15 protein-coding genes are annotated in these 20,414 nt (G+C 62.8%); 3 read left to right on the top strand and 12 right to left on the bottom strand.

Features of this window, described 5'->3' with window-relative positions; genetic code table 11:
- Positions 1–240: 240 nt before the first annotated feature.
- Complete coding sequence (locus OIE68_RS47370; RefSeq protein ID WP_419150655.1) at positions 241–615, top strand: GFA family protein; 375 nt, start codon at positions 241–243, stop codon at positions 613–615.
- 516 nt (positions 616–1,131) lie between these two features.
- Here OIE68_RS47370 and OIE68_RS45665 read toward each other — a convergent pair.
- From OIE68_RS45665 to OIE68_RS45645, 5 genes are all read right to left on the bottom strand, one after another.
- A complete protein-coding gene (locus OIE68_RS45665; protein ID WP_327097090.1) occupies positions 1,132–1,677 on the bottom strand; it encodes a hypothetical protein in 546 nt (181 codons plus the stop codon).
- 278 nt (positions 1,678–1,955) lie between these two features.
- Positions 1,956–2,402, bottom strand: a complete 447-nt coding sequence (locus OIE68_RS45660; RefSeq protein ID WP_327097089.1) for an NUDIX hydrolase — start codon at positions 2,400–2,402, stop codon at positions 1,956–1,958.
- Between the two features lie 307 nt (positions 2,403–2,709).
- Entirely contained in the window at positions 2,710–3,480 is a 771-nt protein-coding gene (locus OIE68_RS45655; protein ID WP_327097088.1) for a GNAT family N-acetyltransferase, read from the bottom strand.
- A gap of 276 nt (positions 3,481–3,756) precedes the next feature.
- Positions 3,757–4,797, bottom strand: coding sequence for a hypothetical protein (locus OIE68_RS45650; protein ID WP_327097087.1), 1,041 nt, complete (start codon positions 4,795–4,797; stop codon positions 3,757–3,759).
- Between the two features lie 52 nt (positions 4,798–4,849).
- A complete protein-coding gene (locus OIE68_RS45645) occupies positions 4,850–7,639 on the bottom strand; it encodes a hypothetical protein (protein ID WP_327097086.1) in 2,790 nt (929 codons plus the stop codon).
- A gap of 228 nt (positions 7,640–7,867) precedes the next feature.
- Between OIE68_RS45645 and OIE68_RS45640 the strand changes: the two genes are divergently transcribed.
- Positions 7,868–8,242, top strand: a complete 375-nt coding sequence (locus OIE68_RS45640) for a hypothetical protein (protein WP_327097085.1) — start codon at positions 7,868–7,870, stop codon at positions 8,240–8,242.
- Between the two features lie 60 nt (positions 8,243–8,302).
- Positions 8,303–8,428: a hypothetical protein gene (locus OIE68_RS45635; protein ID WP_327097084.1), complete on the top strand. Its 126-nt coding sequence runs from the start codon at positions 8,303–8,305 to the stop codon at positions 8,426–8,428.
- A gap of 1,097 nt (positions 8,429–9,525) precedes the next feature.
- Here OIE68_RS45635 and OIE68_RS45630 read toward each other — a convergent pair.
- From OIE68_RS45630 to OIE68_RS45600, 7 genes are all read right to left on the bottom strand, one after another.
- A complete protein-coding gene (locus tag OIE68_RS45630; protein ID WP_327097083.1) occupies positions 9,526–10,305 on the bottom strand; it encodes a hypothetical protein in 780 nt (259 codons plus the stop codon).
- Positions 10,305–11,840 carry a hypothetical protein gene (locus OIE68_RS45625; protein ID WP_327097082.1) on the bottom strand — a complete coding sequence of 512 codons (1,536 nt, stop codon included), beginning with the start codon at positions 11,838–11,840 and terminating at the stop codon, positions 10,305–10,307. The genes OIE68_RS45630 and OIE68_RS45625 overlap by 1 nt, the downstream gene beginning before the upstream one ends.
- A 296-nt stretch (positions 11,841–12,136) precedes the next feature.
- A complete protein-coding gene (locus OIE68_RS45620; RefSeq protein WP_327097081.1) occupies positions 12,137–15,151 on the bottom strand; it encodes an SMC family ATPase in 3,015 nt (1,004 codons plus the stop codon).
- Entirely contained in the window at positions 15,148–16,362 is a 1,215-nt protein-coding gene (locus OIE68_RS45615) for an exonuclease subunit SbcD (RefSeq protein WP_327102038.1), read from the bottom strand. Before OIE68_RS45615 ends, OIE68_RS45620 begins: the two co-directional genes overlap by 4 nt.
- Positions 16,363–16,481: 119 nt before the next feature.
- Positions 16,482–17,798 (bottom strand): AAA domain-containing protein, encoded by a 1,317-nt coding sequence (locus OIE68_RS45610; RefSeq protein ID WP_327097080.1) that lies wholly within the window; start codon positions 17,796–17,798, stop codon positions 16,482–16,484.
- Entirely contained in the window at positions 17,795–19,264 is a 1,470-nt protein-coding gene (locus OIE68_RS45605; RefSeq protein ID WP_327097079.1) for a hypothetical protein, read from the bottom strand. The genes OIE68_RS45610 and OIE68_RS45605 overlap by 4 nt, the downstream gene beginning before the upstream one ends.
- Positions 19,261–20,388 (bottom strand): hypothetical protein, encoded by a 1,128-nt coding sequence (locus tag OIE68_RS45600; protein WP_327097078.1) that lies wholly within the window; start codon positions 20,386–20,388, stop codon positions 19,261–19,263. The genes OIE68_RS45605 and OIE68_RS45600 overlap by 4 nt, the downstream gene beginning before the upstream one ends.
- Positions 20,389–20,414: the final 26 nt, after the last annotated feature.

Here is a 20,414-nt window from a genome sequence, read left to right as displayed (position 1 = left end):
GCAGCGAAGTCACCGCTTTCCGGCTGCGTCGGCCCCCTCACCGTCCCGCCGAGTCAGAAATTTGGACGTCAGAAAGGTTGCGACACTAGCTGATCCGCCATAGTTGTCGGTCCCGTGGTCGATCCTGTTGGACGATTGCGGGATGTAGCGTGACTGAACGGCCAGGTCGTGTCTCGCTGCATAAGACGTTGAATTTCTGTGGTGTCAAAGACGTTTGAGCGAAAGGAAAGAGTCTGATGTATGAAGGTGGTTGTCTGTGGAAACATCCTGTATCAGGCATCGGGTGACCTTTCGTTCCCTCACATTTGTAGCTGTGCACATTGCCAGAAATTGTCGGGCGGCCCGGTGATGTCGTGGGTTGACTTCCCCCGCGAAGGCTTCGAATGGACCGGGCCTGGCGGGGAACCGTTCTGGTACAACACCTTTCCCGATTCTCAACGAGGCTTCTGCGGTGTCTGCGGGAGCTCGATCGCGGCACAGGACGATGGTAGCGCGGAGTTGGTCGGTGTGACGATGAAGAGTCTCGACGATCACAGCAGCCTCGTACCTGTACATCAGAGCTTCAAACACCATGCAGTGCGATGGCTTCCCGTGATCGAGTCTGTGACGTCATGATCTACCGGTTGCGGCCTCGGCAAACGATCGCGCTGCAACTGATGGATCCACTCGGCACCGGCTCAAGCCAGTAATTCGAATGCTCTGGGAGGTATCGATCCAGTCGTCGATAGAAGCACATCGGTGAAAGACAATCAGCTTCGGTCATCGATAGGCTGAAGAAAGACTGCAGCTCTTCGGATTTCAGCACGCCGGTGTCACTGGCGGGCACATACGTCTCCCCAGCCGCAGGCTGTACCGTGCCACCACAAAGCGGTATCCGGACACAATTGCGGGGCAGCCGAACTAGCGCAATAGGGGTGTCGACACGGGGCTCAAGCTCCCTGCTGTCGACACGGCCGGACCGGGACGGATCTGCACACCAGTGGATCGCCCGTCCATGCCGTTGAGACCAGCGATATCGACACCTTCGGCGACGGTAACTCCGTTGCGTCGCAGATAGTGGTCCCAGTGCGTTGACGAATTCGGTCCAGACGGGGCAATTCCCATGTGGTCGCCTCGGCCAGGCGTGGGCGGTTACAGCCGGGGAGGTGGTGGTGCTGGGAGGTATTCACAAACCCGGTACACCGTGCCGTCATCTGTGACTCGTTCCTGCCATGGTCCCATCACTCGTAGGTTCGGCAGGAACCAGCAGTGTTGTTCCTGCCGCAGCGGCACCGCACCCGTCAGGCATTCGGCGATGGTGCCGCCGTCGTCGTGTTCGTGGCCGGTCATCAATCGTTCCGCGAACGCCGCCAGCTCCCATGCCGTTTGGATCGGTCCCACCACGACACCGGGGCTATCGCCGAAGCAGTATTCGGGGAATTCCAGTGGTCCGGCGATACGCCATCGGATCGGTGGTGGCGGATCGATTTTCAATCTGTCGAATCCGACGAACCATGCCGCATCGTCGAGTTCGCGTGCCTCGACACCGGCCGGTTTGGAGTCCTCGAGATGATCCGACAACGTCGGCGCGTCACATTCGTCCTCATCCCACGTCCCGAGGATTCTCGACTCTTTCGGACGTGGTGTCGCATAGAACCGCGTCAGGCAATGCTCGTCATCGCACAATGCGCACATCATTCCTCACCTCCGCGCTGGTTGTCGGTCGCGTAGCTACGTGGCGCACCGGCAAGTGCCGTCGCTGCCAGCTCATCAGCCGCCTGCACCAGTGCCGAGACAGCTGGCTAGCCCGGATCTACCAGTGCCGCAACTTCTTCGGTGAGTGCAGCGATGCCAGCGCGTATCCGCCGCGACTCAGCCGTATGACGCCTCACCCGTTCGACTCCTAACTTCAGTTCTGGTACTCATCCACGTGCCCATTCGGTGCCGCGATCGCGCCCTCGTTCCTCCCGCGGTATTCACTTCTCGAAGCCCATGTAGATGTCCTTGCCGGTACGCCACTGGCCCTTCTTCAGGAATTGCGGGTAGATGTGTTCGGCGGCCCGCACTTCGGCCGGGGTGAAGAACCGCATGTGTTCGACCGGGCCGTCGAGGTCGGCCCAATCCTGGTCCAGCTCACCGGATTCCAGGCGCGCGAGAAAATAACACTCCACTTTGTGGCGGTGGTGTTCGGCCTCCCAGTACTCGAAGACGTGCACCAACTCACCAGCGGTGACATGGAGTCCGGTTTCCTCGTGGACTTCGCGGCGGATGCAGTCGTGCAACGATTCACCGGGTTGCAGGCGACCGCCGGGGGTGTACCAGACCCGGCCGTCGTTGGAGACCAACAACAGATCCTCACCCCTGGTGACCAGAGCGCGGGCGGTGACCTGGATCTGGAACTGGTTGGTGGCGTCACTATCCATGGTGTCCTTCCTTGGTGGGTTGATCGTCGGGCGAGCCATCGCCGGATGCTCGACCACAGCGTGGTGCATCCGGTCTCGGTCGTAGCAGCCCTCAGCAGCGAGGTCGGCCAGCCGACAATCGGTGAGGCGAAGTACAACCGACATCCTGCGCTGGGCTGTCACTGACTGTCGTGCTCTTCTCCGACGCTGGGAATCCAGATAGCAACACCACCCCGTGTCCGTCGAGGTGCCGCGCGCTGCTGTCGAGCGGTTCTCGCCGCTGGCGCGAGAACACTCGTGTTCGGCTGCTGATCGAGGCCAGGCGCGTTCAGTTCCCCTTAACGTCATCGAGCCGCAAGAACTGCCCGGTGACACGCATCGGCCATCGACCGTAGAACCCGGCCACCGCACCGTCTACGACCAGACCAATGTGCGCGATCCTGCTCCGAGTCGCCCAGCCGACAATCGAATCCATCATCGATCCGCCGATGCCGCACCGCTGGTAGCCATCGCTAACGACGACATCCACCACGACCGCATACACGCCATCGCCGATTACCCGGGCCATCCCGACCGCCGTCCCGCCGATCTCAGCTACCACGCTATACAGCGAAGCGGTCAACGCGGACTCGCAGTCGGAGGCTGCCGGGGCCTTCCAGCCGACCGAGGCCCGCAGTGCTCGGTACTCGACCACCGTCGGCACGCGTTCAACGATCCGCACTGACTCCCCCACCTCGGCGCGTGGGAGGTCGGGATCCTCGCCCAGCATCGTCACTGCCGGTGCTTGTGGATGATTGTCCGTGCGATGCAGCCATTTTCGGTCGATGACCGCCTGGACATCGGTGCCGCGGTGGTGCGCCAACAGCAGGGCATGACAGATTACGTCCGCGATCTCGTCATCTACCGCGTCCTCAAGCTCGGCAGGTGATTTGCCGCGGGGGCGGCCTTGCCCGGACGCGGCCAGAAACCACTGCACCAACTCGCCCGCTTCCTCGGCGACCTTCAGCATCAGCCATTCGCCGGTCCGAGAAAACCCGTGCCGCTGCGCGTATCGCCGTGACACCGCATCCAATTCGGCACCCAACCGCACCCAATCCATACCGCCACCTCTCCGAGCTTGTTGCTGCGTGTTGACGCTCCTCCTCATCCGTCTCCTTCGCCGAGTTGTTCTGGCCCATACGATCTGGAGGTCCCTCGACAACCACGCGGATAGGTGATCGAACGCGACCTTCGTGCTGCCCTGACCGAGCAATTCCCCTCCAGAGTCTTCCTGGAGAACATCCGCACTGAAGCTCTTGTCCCAACACGCTCATGACTGTTTGTGTCGAATGACGCGAGTGGTCGTCGGCCGCGTTGCTATCGCGCGGAAAGGCGGTTATCGGATCGCCCACCATCTGATGTCTGCAAGGGCCGTCCGGTCGATGCGTTCTTGGGGCACCCGTGTGCCCTCCCGCAGCCGGTCGATGACCGTCTGAGGCAGCCCCAAAATACGGGCGAACCCGATTGCCTCTGCTGGATCCGTCGCGATAGATGTCAGGTCCTCGCCGGTCGGTCGGGCACAAGCAACTGCGTTCCACAGTGGTAACGCCATCGTGGAGGTCAAGCCGACCTTGGAGACGCTGTCGGCGAAAGCATATGCCGCTTGAACTCCCGCGGTGTCGACGTCTCCTGCATACTCCAGAATTGTCGGTGTTACAGAACACAATTGGGGCAATTGGGCGAGTTCCGGAGCCAGCGCGGCCACTGCGTCTCCTGCACCGAATACAACTGCGGCGTAGTTGTGTTCGATGGAGCTGGCCGATAGCGCACGCCAGACCGAGTCGAAGGTTGATTTGTTTTCTACAACCAGAACTCTTCCGAAGTCTGCGAACCGGGCTATTCGCAGCCCTCCGATCGGTCGATCGCAGGCCAGGTCGTCGAGCGACAGCCGGTCGTCCGCGAACAGGGCGGTGGCGGCCAGGATCGCCAGTTGCTTCTCGTCGTCGAAGATGTGCAGTGACCGTTCCTCACGCGCTACCCGATGCCGGAGTTTTCCATGCGTTGTCAAGAGCCACTGGTTGATTCGTGCAGCCGCCCATCGAAGGCGTTGAGGTGGCCGTGCAGCGCGTATCCATCCTGCGGCCCACTTGAGTTCCGGAACCCATGGTTCCGATGCCGGATCCAGTGCACGTACGATCTCGGATCTGTTGGCAGGAACTGTGATTCTGTACGGCAACGGGGTGAGTGAGCTGTCCCACAACTGACCACCCCGCGCTGGTAGCTCAATGACTCCCTGGGCCTGAAGACGATTCAGTGCATCCGCTAGGCGCAACCTGGCATGGCTGGTGTTCGACCATGCGGCGTCGGAGCTGGACCACAGCGCCAGCAATTGCCTGCGACCGATCCGCGGATTTCCGACACCGAACAATTCCTCCACGAACCGCTCCAGGACGTCGTCCGGCGCCGGGGAGTCCGTTCGGCTTCGCCCGTCACTCATGCTCGGCCTCACGTGCACCGTCGAGGTCGGCGGCGGTAGTCAGATCTATCTCAAGTTGGTCGTGCCAGTGGACCTCGGCGCTCGACATGGTGGGCCACTGCGCATCGCTGTTTGCTGTGGCGGCGTGTTTTTCGATGGCCGACACGTACAGTGTGCCCTCGTGCAGCAGGTCGCGGAGTCGATCGTCGGCGATGTCGGCCGGCAGGACAACGTTGGCGTTGGCGCGATGGGAAACACGCAGTTGGATCAGGGCGGGAAAGACTGTCAGTGCTGCGAGATCCCGGATTCCGGTCAGCAGAACAAGTCGCACGCCCAGTGAGCTGGCGACGTCGCGGGCCAAGCGAAGGAACATCGGTTTGGTGACTTTGGAGAACGGATTATCCAGGAACATCGTGGTGTATCTGTGCCCGTGATTGAGGGAGCGGCGTGAGGCGAGCAGGGAGGCCAGAATCAGTGCGACGGTCACGCCTTCGCCACCGGAGGTCATGGACAGTTGTTCGACCGGCTTGTGCTGGGCATCGAGAGGATCCGAGGGGATCAGCACCGCGGCTTTCACGCGGGGCGTCACTGCTTCGATGAGAGCGTTCACCGTCGCCGTGGCGTCGAATGCGGGTCGTCGACCGCGGTGGTCGGGCGCGAACCAGTCCTGCAGCTTCGACAGGATCGCCGCTTCCTTCTGATCCTTGGTGAGGCTGTCCAGGCCTGCGATTCGCAGCAGTGGCAACCCACTCCACCGTCCCATCGCGGGGGTAGTCGGTAGTTCGGAGTCCTTGATCGCTTGGTGAACCGATCGCAACAGGTTCTGCACCGTCGCGAAGGCTATCTTCGACAGCGCGTTCAAGTTCTTGTCGAAACGAGCGACCTCATCGGCCACGACTGTCAGCTTGGCCTCGATATTGTGGTGATGGTGTCCAGCGTGCGCGATCAATTCATCGCGTGGGAGTGCCCGCAGTGTATGAAGCAGGATGTCGCCGACGACGACGGATTCGTCGGCGTTTCGCAGTTCGGCGTCCGTGACGTTCACGGCATTGGACGTGTTTTTGGCGGCGCGGGTAAGGAGCCTTCTCTGGTTGTTCAGTTCTTGCGAAATCGAATCCAGGATGTGGTCGACCCGATCTTCAGGAATGGCATGTTCTGTCGAATCGTCGAGAATGGACAGGATCTCGCGCAACTCGTCCGGTCCCTCGCCCAGTGCAGTGTCGGCGTCGAGGTCGAATTGCCGATCGTCCACATCGATCGCCTCCAGAGGCGGGACGGCCGCCGATAGCTGCATCAGCATCGAGCTGAAATGGCTGTCGTACTTGTCTATCAGTCCTTTTCTCGCCTCGATCTGCCGTTGTTGCGCCTCGGCGGAATTCCGGCGAATCTGTGCGCGTTCTCTCTCTTCGACCGCGTCGCCACGCAGCTCTTTGAGTTCGTACGCAATTTCGAACGCTCGCGCGGTGTCGTGGGCTACATATTCACTGGGGGTATCGTGACTGTCTCCGATCATTTTCAGTTCGTCCGCGGTCGCGTCGACTGTGTGCTTCTTCTCGAGTCTGGCCTGCTCCATTTTGCCCACGTCTTGGTTGGCTTGTTCCAGTTCAGAATTCAGTTCGGTCCGGCGGGCGGCGATGTCACGCGCTGTGAGGGCTGGATTGTCGGCGATGAATTGCTCGCTATCGGGCAGGACATCGGAGAAGGCGGGCGCCAGTGACTCGCGACCGTGGCGCACCTTTTCCTGGATGAGGTCGAGTTTGATTTTCAATTGCTCGTCGGAAACGGATCCGTTCCATGTCGCGGCGGCGGTCTTCGCGCGCTTTTCCAAGGAGGCAAGGTCTGCATTCTCGTCCGACGGCGTGATCTCGTCTCCTGGTTTGACGAAGCTGTCGTGAATGTCCGACACGTCGATGAGGTCGCGGTTCAACTCGGCGGTTCTGGCTTTCACTGCTGCCAGTCTCTCGTCGGCGTCGCGCTGCTGTCTGCGAGCAATGTCGATATCGGTGTCGGCGTCCTGGCTCGCCTCTTGGGCCTCCCGGATCTCCTGGTCGATGGAGGTGGTTTGCGCGACCAGGTCAGGTTCTGTGGAGCAGATTTGCCAAAGAGCCGCCAGGCGCCGTTCTTTTTCTTTCACCACTGAGTGTTGATCGTGCAGTTCTCGTGCGTGCGTCTCGGCGTGGTCGCGGTCGGTCAGCAACTGCTCGCGGCGTGCGGTGAATTCGGCTTCTTCCTGGGCGAGGTCGTTGACGGTGGCGGTCAGCTCGGTCAGGGCACGTTCTGCCTCGCCCAACGTGGCCGGCCCCGCTTCCTGGGACCATTGGGTGAGGTTCGCCTGCAAGCTGACCGCGAGGTCGTAGCGGTCGCTTTCGGCCTGGGACAATTGACGATGCTGCTCATATTCACGCTGTTTGCGCGGAAGCTGGCTCTGCGCGGCGGAGACGGACCAGAAGCCGCTGTCGGGGAGAACTACCCGGATAGCGGATAATTCGATGGGATTGTCGAACGCTTCGGGCGGACCGATCACCACCGGTCCGGTCAGATGTGTCCGGCTGGACTCGACCAGCTCGGTGACTCCCTCAAGGTCTTCGGGGATATTGACGACAATTCCGGCGGCGAGGTCGGGATGCTGGTGAGCGTAGCGTTCAGCGATATCGCCGGGCAGGCGTGCCAGGTAGGACCATCCGCTGCGAGCGCCGAATTTGGCCGATGTGGCTTGCTCGCACAGCGTTTCGACGTCGGGGCGGGGCGGGAGCAGCCCTTGCCCGGTCTCCAGGGCCGCTACGGTTCGAGCGACCGATGCCATGTCGAGCTCGGCTTTGAGGTGTCGGGTGCGGGCCGAGTGTTTGATGTGACCGAGTAGTTCGGCGATGATCGTCGCGTGCTTGAGGAGATCGATGTCGTCGAGTTCCAGGAGGTTGCTGGCGCGTAGCGTCTCTGCGAGTGCCTCGCCGCGTTGTACCAGCGATTGGTAGTGTCCGGTTGCTGAGTCGAGACGGGATCGGTATCGCGTCGCGCGGGTATCGAGTTCGTGTTGTTCCTCGCTGAGTGCGTCCAGGGCCTGCTGGTGCTCTCGACTGCGTTCGGATGCCTGTTGCCAGCGACGGTGCAGTTCCTCAGCGACCGCGCTCGTGGCGGCGAGCGCTTCTGTGATGTCCTGTCCTTCGGCCAGATCACCGCACGTGGTTGCCTCGGCGATCCGTTGCGTGATCAGATCCAGATCCTGCCGGATGCGCCGCATCCGTGTGTTGCATCCGCCCAGCGTGCTTTCGGCTGTTCCCTTGCGAGCGTGGGCTGCGTCTTCCAGGTCCCGGGCGGACACGGCGCGGTGTTGCTGCTGCTGTCGTTCGGTGTCGAGGTCTCGGAGTTCGTCCTGGACCCGCTGTTTCCACATCTGCGCGGCGGATGACGCGACGAGCCGAACCGGTTCCATTTTTTCGAGTTTGGCGGCGAACACGTCCTTGATGCTTTGCGCTTCGGCCTGGTCGGTGCGCAGGTCCGCGAGACGTTCAGCGGCTTCGGCGATCCGGACGCGGCGCTTGATGGCTTCGCGATCGCCCTTGCGGCTGTCGAGAATTCGGGTGCAGTCGGCTAGTTGCAGACCAGCGAGCTGGCTTCGTGCCTGCGTCTCGTGCAGCTGGACAACGGTGCAGGACTCCTGCGCCGCGGTCAGCGCCTCCGAAGCTGCGAGGACGTCCTCGCGTGCCGACTCGTATCGCAGAGCCAGGCTCCTCGTGAGTGTTTCCATGGTGATTCTCGTGGCGAGAAGGGCATCGAAGAGTCCTCGGCGACCGGCGTCGAGGCGGTGTAGCTCCTGAACGTGCTGCGCTGTCTTTCCACTGCTGATGAGCAGGTTGTCCAGCAGGCGTTTCCGTCCGCGTTTCACCTCTACTTGATCGGCGTCCTCGGACAGTTTGGTGAGAGCTGTGTGGAACTCGTTGATTCTTTCCGGATTCGCGAGGGCCGTCACCAGGGTGTTGAGGAATTCGCGTGACGAGCCGTAAGTGAATACCCGGTCGGCGGCCCCTTCATCCTGGTTCATGAGCAGTAGCCAGGACGTGACGAACTCAATGTCGATCATCAGGGTGTCACTGAGGTGGCGTTCCCAGTTCCGGTGCCTTGTTTCGGTGAAGATTTCGGCGTCCGGATGGGCGGTTTTCATGCGGTTGAGCCACAATTCCCATTCTTTGTGGTCCAGCAGCCGGTCGCCGGATCGTATCGCCAGGCTTCGCAGGTCCAGGCTGTCGGCGACGCACCGTGCGGACCAGAAGAATTCCTCGGCCGATTCGGCCGGGCCGGCACCGGCAGGTTTAGACAGGCAGGCGCCAAGCAGCACCTTGGACGGGCCACGCGCTCCTGCGGGACCGCGTGCGGGGATGGCGACCTCGACCACGACATGGGTGGGGGATCCCCCAGGGACGTATTGCTCGATCCGCCGCTCATCTCCTTGTTTTCGTTGTCGGCGCTGGGCAAGACGTGGAAGGAACTGCCGGTCCGCGGGCGCGAAGACGTGGAACAGGAAACCCAGCAGGGTGCCTTTGCCGCCACCGTTCTCCAGGCCGATGACGACGTGGCCGCCGGTGTCCAGGTCGAGGGTGAGATCCGGATACGCCACCTTGTCGCGGCTTTCCGGGCCGGACTGGTTGTCTCTGACGCGCAGGTTGACGATACGGAATCCTGTGATCGGGCCCATTATGCATCCCCCCGGATTTCCGATCCTGTTGCGCCGTCAGGCCGGTTCACCGCACTGAATTTCTGTAGCCCCACGAATACTTCATCGCAGAACATATCCTCGTAGTGGGCCAGGATTCGTCGTTTCGGACGGAAGACGGTATCGCGCGCAGGCGTGTCGCCGGACTTGCTCAGCAGTCCCCTCTTACTCAAGAACAGCAGGACGTCGTACACGAGATGAGTGGTGTCGACGCGGCTGGCGCGTTGCTGTGTCGGGGTGTCGCCCACGGCGGTCAGTTGCAGCCACTGCCACCATACGGGTGGGTCGTCGGAGTCCGGGTCCGGGTTCTGTTGGTCACAATATTCTGCGTAGGTTCTGATGAATTCTTCGAGTTCACGGACCGGAACTGCCGGGGGCCGCAGCGTAGGGTCCGCCAGCAAGTCTTCGAGGTCGGCAGCTGATGGGGCAATGAAGGCGAGCAGAGCGGGGATGACGAGCATTCTGCAGGCCCGCTCTGCCGGTCGCGGTGAATTCTTGTTCCAGGGCAGTTCACTGGCTGCTTCCGGCCAGCACCACGGCCCGTCGGGGTCAGATCGCAGGATCAATCCGCTCTCTGTGCGCACACTACTGACAGCGCACTGGGCGCCCTCGAGGAAGTCGTCGACGAGTTGCTGGAATTCCGCGTCACTCTGATATCGCCTGATCAGGCGTTCGTATTCGGCTGCCTCACCGGATCGTCCCGGGGTTACCGACATTTTGGTGGCGAAGGAGATCAACCGGCCCGTGTCGATTCCGTCCATCATGGTTCTCCTGACGATCGGTGGCTTGTCTGGTGTGGTTCGGGTTCGGGTTCGGCAGGCAGTATGAGCAGGTCGTCCCCGGTTACCGCGCCGGCGTCGATCGTGGCGCCGGTGCGCACGACCACGACGCGCGTACGGTCGACGTCCGCTTCGCCGTCTGCGGGTGCCTCGGCTCCGCCTGTGTAGGCGGTGCCGACAGTCACCGCGACCGCCCAGGGCAGCAGGATCCGTTGCGCCGGTGACAAGTCCGGAGATCGGCTGGCGTGCGTTGATGCGGAGGCGAGTAGTTCTGCGAGGCTGGTCGGTTGTGTCACTGTGGCCAAAAGTTCATTGACGGCGGCCACCAGTGCTGGGTCCAGTTCGCTCGTGTGGTCGCCGAGTTCGCCGACGTCGAAGGGATCGGGAACCGGTCCGGATCTCGGGGACCGTTTGGCGGGGCTGCCTTTGTCGATGAGGGCCTGCAGGTTGGTCACCCGGGGTGCGACCGGTCCCAGCCATACTCGTAGCTGATGTTCCAGCAGTTCGATCACTTGTCTGGACGGCAGGTCGAACAGTGGTTCCAGCAGTTGCGGTTTGGGGTTGATCGTCGTGCGGCGGTGGGTGAACAGCTGACGGTCCTGTTCTTCCTCATATGCCTGTCGCGTCGCGGTGGCTACGGTGAACAGCTCGGCCAGTGACCCGATCAGTTCCTGTAATTGCTCGGTGATCCGTTGCAGTCGAAGGAAATCCGGTGCGTGCTGGTGTTGGTGCTCGGCGACCACCGCCGCGAACCGTTCCTCGGCGGCGACTTGTTCCTCGATCAGCTGCACCGTCGTGTCGAGATGCGGTACGACGTCCGCGGAGTAATCGACGTCGCGAATGTTGTAGTGGATCCGTTTGAGCAACTGCTCGAGTCCGGTGCGTAGCTCGTACACAGTGGTCGATCGCCGGCCGATCGAGGAGCTCACTTCCTCGTAGTCGCGACGGTGGAGCATCCGTTCGGAACGGTAGCGTTCGGCGCTCGCGCGATCGGACGGATCGAACTGGAAGAAGTTCTGGAAGATGTTGATCGCCTCGGGTGTGGGGCGAAGGACCGGCGAGGAGGTGTCGTCGTCTCCGGTGGCCCGGACGAAAGCGAGTGACAGAACAGGATGTTCGACGACACCGTCGGATCTGAGCCGCATATACCGATGGCGGAACCGCGCCTGCCGCTCACGGGTATTCAGCAGAAGATCGATGATCGAGTCCGCCAGGTCGCGATGCCGGTCCACAGGGTCGGAGGGATTTTCCAGCCGCACGAGCAGCATCAGCTCGTCGACGATCTGCTGGCGGGATTGCCCTCCGGTGAGCCGGTCGCCTTCGATGATCAGATGCAATGCCGCCAGCGTGTGGGTCAGCAGGTCATAGTTCGCCCATTCTGGGTGTGCGCGCGCCAGGGTGTCGAGCCTGCTGAACAGCAGCGACTGGTACCCGGCGGTCCGGCGTTGCCGGGGCTGCCAGCTATCCATGAATCCGGCCAGCGTCGCGCTCAATGCTGACGGGCTCACGTCGGCCACAGGGTTCCCGTCAGGGCCGATAACACCAATCTCATTGTCCCCCATCACACCTCGAGACAGTAGCTCGATAGTCCGACACGAACCGCTGACAGTCCGCGGGCAACGGCCTGGACGAACACCGATGGATACGCCGGTTCGGGGCGGGGGCGCTCTCACCCTGTCGTCTCCGACCGCCGGCCGGATACGCCGAGCCGAGCCGTGGCCGGCCGACGTCCCGACGAAACCTCCGGTTTGTTCCGTGAGGGGTGGATGTCGATATCACGATGGCGGTCGCTTCTCTCGCAGACGCGCGATGCCTATTCGAGCAGGCCGCCGCCGAGGTCATCGGTGATCATTCGATCGCGTTCTTCCGGTGTGGCCCAATGGGCTTCGCTATTGCCGTTCCGGTCCTTGGTGACCATCAGGATGTTGTCGAAGTTCTCGGCCACGTTGCGCATATGGGTAATCACTGCGACCAGTCGACCGGTGGCGGCTTGGCGGGTCAGCGTGTCCATCGCTTCGCTGAGGGTGTTGCTGTCCAGGGACCCGAATCCCTCGTCGAGGAACAACGCGTCGATGTTTGCGCCGCCGCGGGAGGTCAGCTGCACCAGCGCAAGCGCGAGCGCCAAGCTCGCCATGAAAGTCTCTCCCCCCGACAGCGTCTTGACATCACGGGGCTGGCAGGTCTGCCGGTCCATGATCATGAAGTCGGGCAGGAACGCCAAGCGCCCCCGTGTCATGTCCATCAGTACGCTGGTCGCGATTCCCAGCAGGTCTTGTTGCCGTCGTTTGAGGACGAATCCGATGAACGTACCTGCCGAGAGCAGGCTGCCGAGTTCACGCAATGCGTCGAGTTCGGGTTCGACGAGCGCGAGCCGTCGTACCACCTCCTCCCGAAGCGGTTTGTCGATCCTGGCCTGCGCGAGCCTGGATTCGCTCTGATCGATGAGTTCCTGGACGGCCCCGATCCTGGTTCGTAACGCCTCTGGCGTGGTCATGCCGAACTCGGTCAGGACGGAGGTGATGGTGCCTCGGGCCCGATGCGACGCCTGGTCGTAGCCGTCGACTTCTCGTCGGCAGGTCTCGATGATGCGCTGGGTGGCCTCGAGCAGCGCGCGCGACCACGCCGCATCTGTTGAGATCGAGCACGGTTGCGGGCGGGTCGGTATCTCGACGGGGATCCCCAGCGGCACCGCCGTCGCATTCTCCGCGAGTACGCGCAGGTCTTCGGCAAGCTGCTGGACAGGTCGCTCGACGTCCGCGTATTTCTGCTCACGCAGGGCGGCCTGTTCCTTGGTGAGATCTTTCACCCTCTTGCGTATCGTCGCTGCTTTGTCGCTGACGGCTGTAAGTTCGTGCCGTCGTTGCTCGATGTGTTCGAGGGCGCGGGCGATCGCGTCGGGGTCCGGTGCGTCATTGTCGCGAAATTCGGTTGGTATGCAGCGATAGTCGTGAATTGCGCGGTTTCGACGGTTGGTGCAGGACTCAAGCGCGGTGGAGGTGTCCTTCTGTCGGCGCGCGAGATCCTTTTCATCCCTCCGTAATTCGGCCGAGTGGTCACGGTGCGTGTTCTGCGCCTCCTGTAGGCCGGCCTGGGCCTGTTTGTTCATGGTATCGGCGTGCTGGACCGCAGCGATCGTGTCGGCCAGCAGCGAGTCGTCGGTTCGCGCCAGATCACCGTCACCGAGTGCGGCGGCGAGTGAGTCCAGGGCCGTGGCGGCCTCGGAGGCGGCCTGCTCTGCGGCAGTGGTGGCGCTCTTCCAGGTCAGTTCGGCTTGGTTGCGCGCTGCGCGCGCGTGCGACAGCTCGGCTCCCGCGCGTTTGGCGTCTTGTGTGGCCTTCTTCCATGCAGTGGTCGCTTCGCCGAGGTCTGTGCGCGTCGGCGGCTGGAAGTCCGCTGGCAGGGGGCGCACACACAGCGGACACGGATCCCCGGGCCCGTGGTGTTCAGCAGCGTGGGCTGCGGAGTTGTGGCGGCGGGTCTCTTCCAGCAATGTCTCGGTGTCTTCGACGTGCTTGTCGGCGTCATCGGACACGCGCTGCGCCGCGACGAGAGCCTCGGTCGTCGATCCGACGGCCGTTTCCGCCGTCTGGACCGCGGCGGTGGCCTCGGCCGATTTCTCGTGGGCTTGCCGCGCTGTGCGCAACATAGAGCGGTGCAGCTCGAGAGTGTTCTGGGCTACGGAGAGTGCGGATGCGGTTGTTGCGACGTCGGATTCGCGCCGTGTAATAGCCTCGGTGAGCGTCGGCAGTTCGTTCTTGCGTTGCTCGAGCTGCTCTCGGTCGCGCTGGATGAGGGTATTGCGTTCGGCGAGCCGGGCCAGTTCGTCTTGGATCTCGGGCAGATCCTTCTGCAGTGATTGCAGGGTGTTCGCCGCTGCGGCGGTGCCTGATACTCCGGTTCCTGCGTGCTCGGCAGCATCGAGCTGGGCTTGCAGTCGCTCATCTTCGTCGGTTGCGGCGGTGAGTTCGTGGTCTGTCTCGGTGAGCCGCTGTTTGAGGTGCGCGTTCAACTCGGTCAGCGTGCGGTAGCGATCCTCGGTTTCGGCGGGCTTCAGGTTCCGGGTTCGCTGGTGCAGACGGTCGGCAGCGGTGCGGAGTTCGTCGGCGCAGTGGGTCGCGCGAGAGAGCTCAGCACTGGCCTGGCTGCAGGTGTTCGCTTCTGCGGAAAGCGTGGTCTGCTCCGCGGTCAGCTCCGCTAGGCGCTGGGTGGTTTCGGTGATGACTTTCTCGGGGTCATCATCGCGGAAGTCGCGGAGCCTGTTTCGCAGTTTGTCCCGGGCTGGGAGCAGTTGGTCGCGTTTGGCCCGTGCGCATTCGCGCATGTCGGTGATCTTGTCGAGTCCGAGTGCTGTCTCCAGGATGTCGGCGCGTTGTTTCGTCTTGGCATGCAGGAGTTCCTGGAATCGGCCTTGGGGAAGGACGATCGCTTTGAGGAAGCCGTCGTGGTCGAAGCCGATGATTCGGGTGATCTCGGCGGTGACCTCGTTGAACCCGGTGATGGTGGTGCCGGTGTCCCGGCAGGTGAGGGCATCGGTCCGTTTGTAGTTGTCGATGGTTGTCGCTCGCCGCACACACCAGGTTTTGTCGCCTGCCCGGAAGGTCAGCTCGGCGCGCACGGCGCCGTCGCCTCCGTGGGCTGCCAGCCAGCTGCTGTTTTGTTTGGCCCATGTGGGGTAGCCGTAGAGAGCGAAACACATCGCTTCCAGGATCGATGATTTCCCCGCGCCGGTATTGCCGATGATGGCGGCCAGGTTGATATTGGTGAAGTCGATTTCCTGATCGCGCTGATATGAGCGCAAGCCTTTGAATTTCAGATGCAGCGGTCTCATCGCTGGTTCTCCTCGAGGTCAGTGGTGTCGTCGGGTTCGGCCAGTAGCGCTTCGATGTCCGGCAAGGTGAAGGCGACCTCGTCTTCGAAGCAGGTGAGGATGCGGTCGAACTGTTTGTGCAGAATCTGTGGGTCCGCCTTGGGCCCGGTCTGGGTGGACAGGAATTCGGCGAACAGTGTCCGCAGATCCGAGTCGGCCTCAGCACCAACGATGTCAGCGGTGATGATTTCCGGTTCATCCCCGAATATCGGTCGTACTCCTACGATCTCCGCGTCGGGGACGATCGCGCTGACCTGCTCGGCGAGCGTGGGATCGTTTGTCGGGGTGTGGATTTTGAACAGGCACAGGTCCCGCCCGAAGGTCGATGCGTTTGCCCGTAGTTTGTCGAGGGTGCCTTCGAAGATCCGCAGCTGCCGCGCGCTTCGGAGCGCCACGGTGGTGATCTCGGCGGGTTGGCCTGGGTGCAGATCGGCGATGACGACGCTCTTCTGCTCGCCCGCTTCGCCGAAGTCCAGCTGCAGTGGGGATCCGGCGTAACAGGCGGTGACGCCGCTGATGCGGAGCTGTTGGGGTTTGTGGATGTGTCCGAGCGCGGCGTAGGAGACCGCGGGCAGGTCCGCGGGATCGGTGGCGTACTTGTCATCGACGTGCATTGCTCGTTCGGTCCCGCTGAGTTCAGCGCCTCGCACGTATTCGTGTGCGGTGAACACGGCGATCTCCCGGCTGGTGTCCAGATCGCGCACCAGTTCCGCGGCGAGTTCTCGTTCGAATTCGCCCACAGCCCGGGCGTAGGACGAATACCACTGGTCGGGATTGTCGTATACGTTGGTCTGGGTAGCGATATCGACGAACGGGAGCACTCCAAGTCGCAGGGTCGTGTCGCCGGGGCCGTCGAAGCGGAGTATTCCACCGTCGTTCGGGTCACGCCGACTGTCGATAAGGTGAATTCCGCTGCGAGGCCCGAACGCTCGGGCGAAATGGCGGAACCAGTGAGGCGAGTCGTGGTTGCCACGAAGCACTACGATGGGGGCGATCGCAGCGAGTTCCTGCAGGACGTCTATCGCGATGCCTTCGTCGTGGTAGGACGGCCGGCGATGATCGAACAGGTCGCCGGAATGAATTATCAGGTGAGGCTTGTGTGTTCGGGCGATATCGATTATTTCGTGGAGGACAGCAATGTGGTCTTCGGCGCGGGATCGCTGATACAGCATCTTGCCGAGATGCCAATCGGAGGTGTGGAGGATTCTCATGATCTTCTTCCGGGCGCAGGAGAGGAAGCGTGCCTTTCGGTACGCCTGATCGAAATATTGATATGTAGATGAATTCGGTGTTATGTGGCCGATATTCGATGGTTCTGTAGATGGGTGAGCATGGATTGGTTCGCTTCCCAGCCGTCCGGGAATTTCGCGGGGACCCCCAAGTGCATCGGTTCGGTGGGCGGATGGGCATCGAGCAGTCGTTGAATGCCGGCGCGGGCGACGACGATGCAGGCGTGCCGGTGACGGGAGGTCAGCACGCACAGCCGCCCCGATTCGAGGTGGAATGCGGTGGCATCACGGCGTCCGGACAGCGGGTGCAACACCAGGACCAGGTCGTACTCGCTGCCCTGCAACCGATTTGCTGTGTTCACACAGATATCGGCGATGCCGCGGGCGGTTAGGGCCTGCCGGATCGCCGCCACCTGATCGCGGTGGGCGGCGCCGATCGCGATCCGGTCTGCGCCGACCTCGGTCTCGCCGGTGCCGCGTTCGGATCGGGCAACAGGGCCTCGAAGCAGGACGCGGTGCGCCAGGTCGGCGACCGTCTCGATGGCTTGTGTATCGGTGCGCACGGTGTGGCGTGCTGGTAGTTCGTGCAGAGCCCATCCCGTTTGCGCCGCCAGGTCGAGCGTGTTATCGGATGCGGTCCCGAATCCGCTTGTCTTATAGGAGAAATGACGCTGATGAGGGTCGGTTGCGGCACGGAATCCGGTGAATGGGTAGAACGCGGAGGACACCGGCTCGGCTGCCGACGGCGGTAGCCGCCATGACACCGGGAGTTGGTAAACCGGCAGGTCTGGGTTGCTCCGCAGCATCGCCGCGACGGCGCTTTGCATCGGATCCCACTTCAGGCCGGTCCAGCGATCGATGTCGATGGTGGAGAAAGGATCCAACTGGCCAGGGTCGCCGACGAACAGCGCGCGATCGAACCGCAGTGCCACGCGCAACAGCATGTCCGATCGCATCTGGTACGCCTCGTCGACAATGGCCCACGGCCAGGGGCCTTCAGTGACATATACCCATTTGGCGGCGGTAGCGATGGTGATCTGAACGTCGCCGAGGTTCGACAGCTGCTGGCCGACAACAACATTCGGGTGTGCCACCTGGGCGGTGGGCACATAGTCGTGCGAACACAGGCGCCCGATCCGCACAGTCGGCGCGTCCGTTGCCAGCCGATTGACAAGATCATCGACCTGCTCGTTGGTCTGAGCGATGACCATCACCGGCTCGCCGGACTGCGCTATCTCGACCGCCACGCGCACCACCAGTGTGGATTTCCCGGCACCAGGTGGCGAATCCACGACCACCCCGCGGTGGCTGCCGTGCTGGAATTCCGCCAGCACGCTCGCGATCACATGGTCGACCTGGTGTGCGACAACGCTGTTCATGACCATTCCTCGTTCGCGTCCTGCGCTGCTGGCAGCAGTTCATCCGGGGGCCCGCCGTGGGGCCACGGGGTGTCGCTGCGATCGGGGAACTTGCCCGTCGGTGTGTATCGGTCCGAGAGTCGGCTATAGCAGACCAGCTCGCCGATGGCAGGGACGCTGCCGGGTAGCGGGGTCTTGCCGCGACCCATACCCCGCGATAGTTCGAGGGATATCTCACTACCGTCGGCCCGGCTGCGGATGGCGGTGATGGAGGCCTTCTGCTGTGGTCGCTGCTGGTCCACCAGCTCCGTGGCCTCGTCGGCGGTCAACCTGACCGGATCGGTGGTGTGGATGGTGATCACAGGCTTCGGGGATCGGCGTCCTGTCCCGGCAGGCTTCTGAAGGTCGACGGTGCTGACGGTTCCGGCGAATGCCTCGCCGGACAGGCGGTACTCGGCCATCACAAGCAGGTCGTCGAAGGCCCGTTGCGCGTCGTACTCTGCCTGCGCCCGCTCGAGCTCGTTCAATCTCCGGGCGGCGGCCACCGCGCTGTCTCGTTTGGGTTGTGGACGCTCGCGTTTGGCGACTCGATCGCCGAACTTGTTGAACTCCTTGACATCCCGGCCCCAGCGCGCGGGGACGTGCGCTCCCGGGGCCAGGGTTCGCAAGCAGTCGATCCCGCGCCACACCAGCTGCCAAGTCGGCAACAGCTGCTCGCGCAGTGCTGACTCGAGACGCGTGGTGGCGACAAGACGTTCCCGTCGTGTGGTGGCGCGATCATACTCGGCGATACTCGGTACCAGCACTTCCCGGTCGAATGTCGGGTCGGTGGCCGGTCCGGCCGGGGGCCAGATCAACGGATCGGCGGCATCGAGTGCGGCTCGTGCGCCATCGGAATCCGGTGGTGGTTCTATCCAGCCGAGCAAAGCGGCGAGGTTGGCGTCTTCGAGGTCGCTCTGCCCGCTCGCCCAATGCCGGGCCAAGGCGTCGGTGGCGGCGACGAGCAGCGAGGATCCAGGGTGGTCGGCTCGCTCGGCATAGAAGGTCAACCATCGACCCAGATCCGGTACCGGAATCGGAGCCGGGTATTCGCCGGTGGTGGAGCGGAATCGCGTCGAGCGACCGAGCAGTCGGAGGAATTCGACGCCACCGCGATTGGGCACCCAGAGTTGTGCTGCTGTCCCTATGGCCGGCCCGGTGGTGGCGTGTCGGCACGTCGCGATGTAGTGCAGGACCCGCATTGCCAGTTCGTGGGCGAACTCGAGCCGCAGGACCCGGTCGCGTGGTTGCGGCACGATGAGCAGTTCCGGGTGGTCACGATCAGTGCCGACCAGCGTAGCCAAGGGCGCGATCACTTCACCGGCCAAGCTCAAGGGAACGCAGACCATCGGATGGTCCTCGATATGGATGTGCCGCACAGTCGTGATCGGCTGTGCACGAAGGGCTTTCACGGCGTATGCGCGAGCCAGAGCGGTGAGCGTGCTCATGCGACACCGCCCAGGCAGTCCATTCGCAGCTGTGCGGCCATCCTCAGCACTTGTGTCGCCTCGTACTCGTGCTCGCCGGGGGTGCGGGTTCCTTCCGCCAGGTGAAGGGTCCTGGTGATCGATTCGATACCGCCCAGGTCTTCCTGGACCGATCGACCCAATCGCGAGGTGCGATCGTGCGCCTCGTTTCGGCAAAACAGTGCCATCTCGCAGGTAGTCAGGCATTCGGGTGCGTATCGCGCTTCAATAGCGTCCAGAGCAGCGCACAGGTCGGCCACCGAGCGGGTGGCCTTGCCCTCCGGGTCGCGGTACAGGTCCAGTGTCAGGGTCGACGGCAGCGCGCCCAGCAGGGTGCCGATGTCAGCGATCCGGGCGAGTTGGCGGCGCAGGACGGTCAGTTGTTTGCGGACATCCACTCGTACCGCGGTCGGCCGATTGGAGAAGTTCTCTGGGCAGACGAGGAACACCTCGTCCGACACCAGTGACGGATCCAGCCTGAGCTCCTGAAGCAGTTGCCGCAGGGCCAGCACGTACACCGCCGATTGTGTCGCCGCGAGAGCGACTTTCGCCGGGTCGGCGCTGCCGTCGATGATCGGGAACGACTTGACCTCGACGACGTGGAACTGTTCGGACAGTTTGAACGCGATCAGGTCCGGTTCGAGATAGGCGTTGTGGCCAGCGATGTTCATCCGCAGCAGAGGATGATCGAACAGCGTGCCCGCGCCGGGCCCGGACCGACCGGCTCGTGTCAGCTGCTGGCGCGAGTTCGTGTAGCGCGTTTCGAGGGTGTCGTGACCGGCCACGTTGTTGAGATCAGCGTAGGCAACCTGTGGTAGCGGCAGCTCCAGATGTTCTCGCAGCAGCTTGAGCAGCTCGGTGCAGCCGTGGTCCTTGACAAAGGTCTCGAAGGCCTTGCCGCGTGTCAGGTCGAAGGGCGACTGCCCGAACTGGGGGCGGTATCCCAGATGCTCTGCCAGTTCCTGTTTGTCGACCGCGGCGGCATCCAGAACACTACGTCGCGCGCAACCGGGGTTGCTGGTCAGAGCGGCGATCGTCCTGGCGTTGTGTTTCTTCGGGGCGACCGACCCGCGGATGAAACCCAGACGAAAGTCGTTGTCGTTCAATGATCTTCCTTCACAAGGGAAGCAAG

It is taken from the genome of Nocardia vinacea, from assembly GCF_035920345.1.
Taxonomy (GTDB): domain Bacteria; phylum Actinomycetota; class Actinomycetes; order Mycobacteriales; family Mycobacteriaceae; genus Nocardia; species Nocardia vinacea_A.
Note: the sequence above shows the minus strand (reverse complement) of the source record. Positions and strands in the feature narration are given on the sequence as shown.

Bases quoted from the DNA above. Each gene is read 5' to 3' on its own strand.
- OIE68_RS47370 (WP_419150655.1), top strand. From the start codon at position 241: ATGAAGGTGGTTGTCTGTGGAAACATCCTGTATCAGGCATCGGGTGAC.
- OIE68_RS45665 (WP_327097090.1), bottom strand. From the start codon at position 1,677: ATGATGTGCGCATTGTGCGATGACGAGCATTGCCTGACGCGGTTCTAT.
- OIE68_RS45605 (WP_327097079.1), bottom strand. From the start codon at position 19,264: ATGAGCACGCTCACCGCTCTGGCTCGCGCATACGCCGTGAAAGCCCTT.
- OIE68_RS45660 (WP_327097089.1), bottom strand. From the start codon at position 2,402: ATGGATAGTGACGCCACCAACCAGTTCCAGATCCAGGTCACCGCCCGC.
- OIE68_RS45615 (WP_327102038.1), bottom strand. From the start codon at position 16,362: ATGCTGTATCAGCGATCCCGCGCCGAAGACCACATTGCTGTCCTCCAC.
- OIE68_RS45655 (WP_327097088.1), bottom strand. From the start codon at position 3,480: ATGGATTGGGTGCGGTTGGGTGCCGAATTGGATGCGGTGTCACGGCGA.
- OIE68_RS45610 (WP_327097080.1), bottom strand. From the start codon at position 17,798: ATGAACAGCGTTGTCGCACACCAGGTCGACCATGTGATCGCGAGCGTG.
- OIE68_RS45630 (WP_327097083.1), bottom strand. From the start codon at position 10,305: ATGGACGGAATCGACACGGGCCGGTTGATCTCCTTCGCCACCAAAATG.
- OIE68_RS45620 (WP_327097081.1), bottom strand. From the start codon at position 15,151: ATGAGACCGCTGCATCTGAAATTCAAAGGCTTGCGCTCATATCAGCGC.
- OIE68_RS45645 (WP_327097086.1), bottom strand. From the start codon at position 7,639: ATGGCATCGGTCGCTCGAACCGTAGCGGCCCTGGAGACCGGGCAAGGG.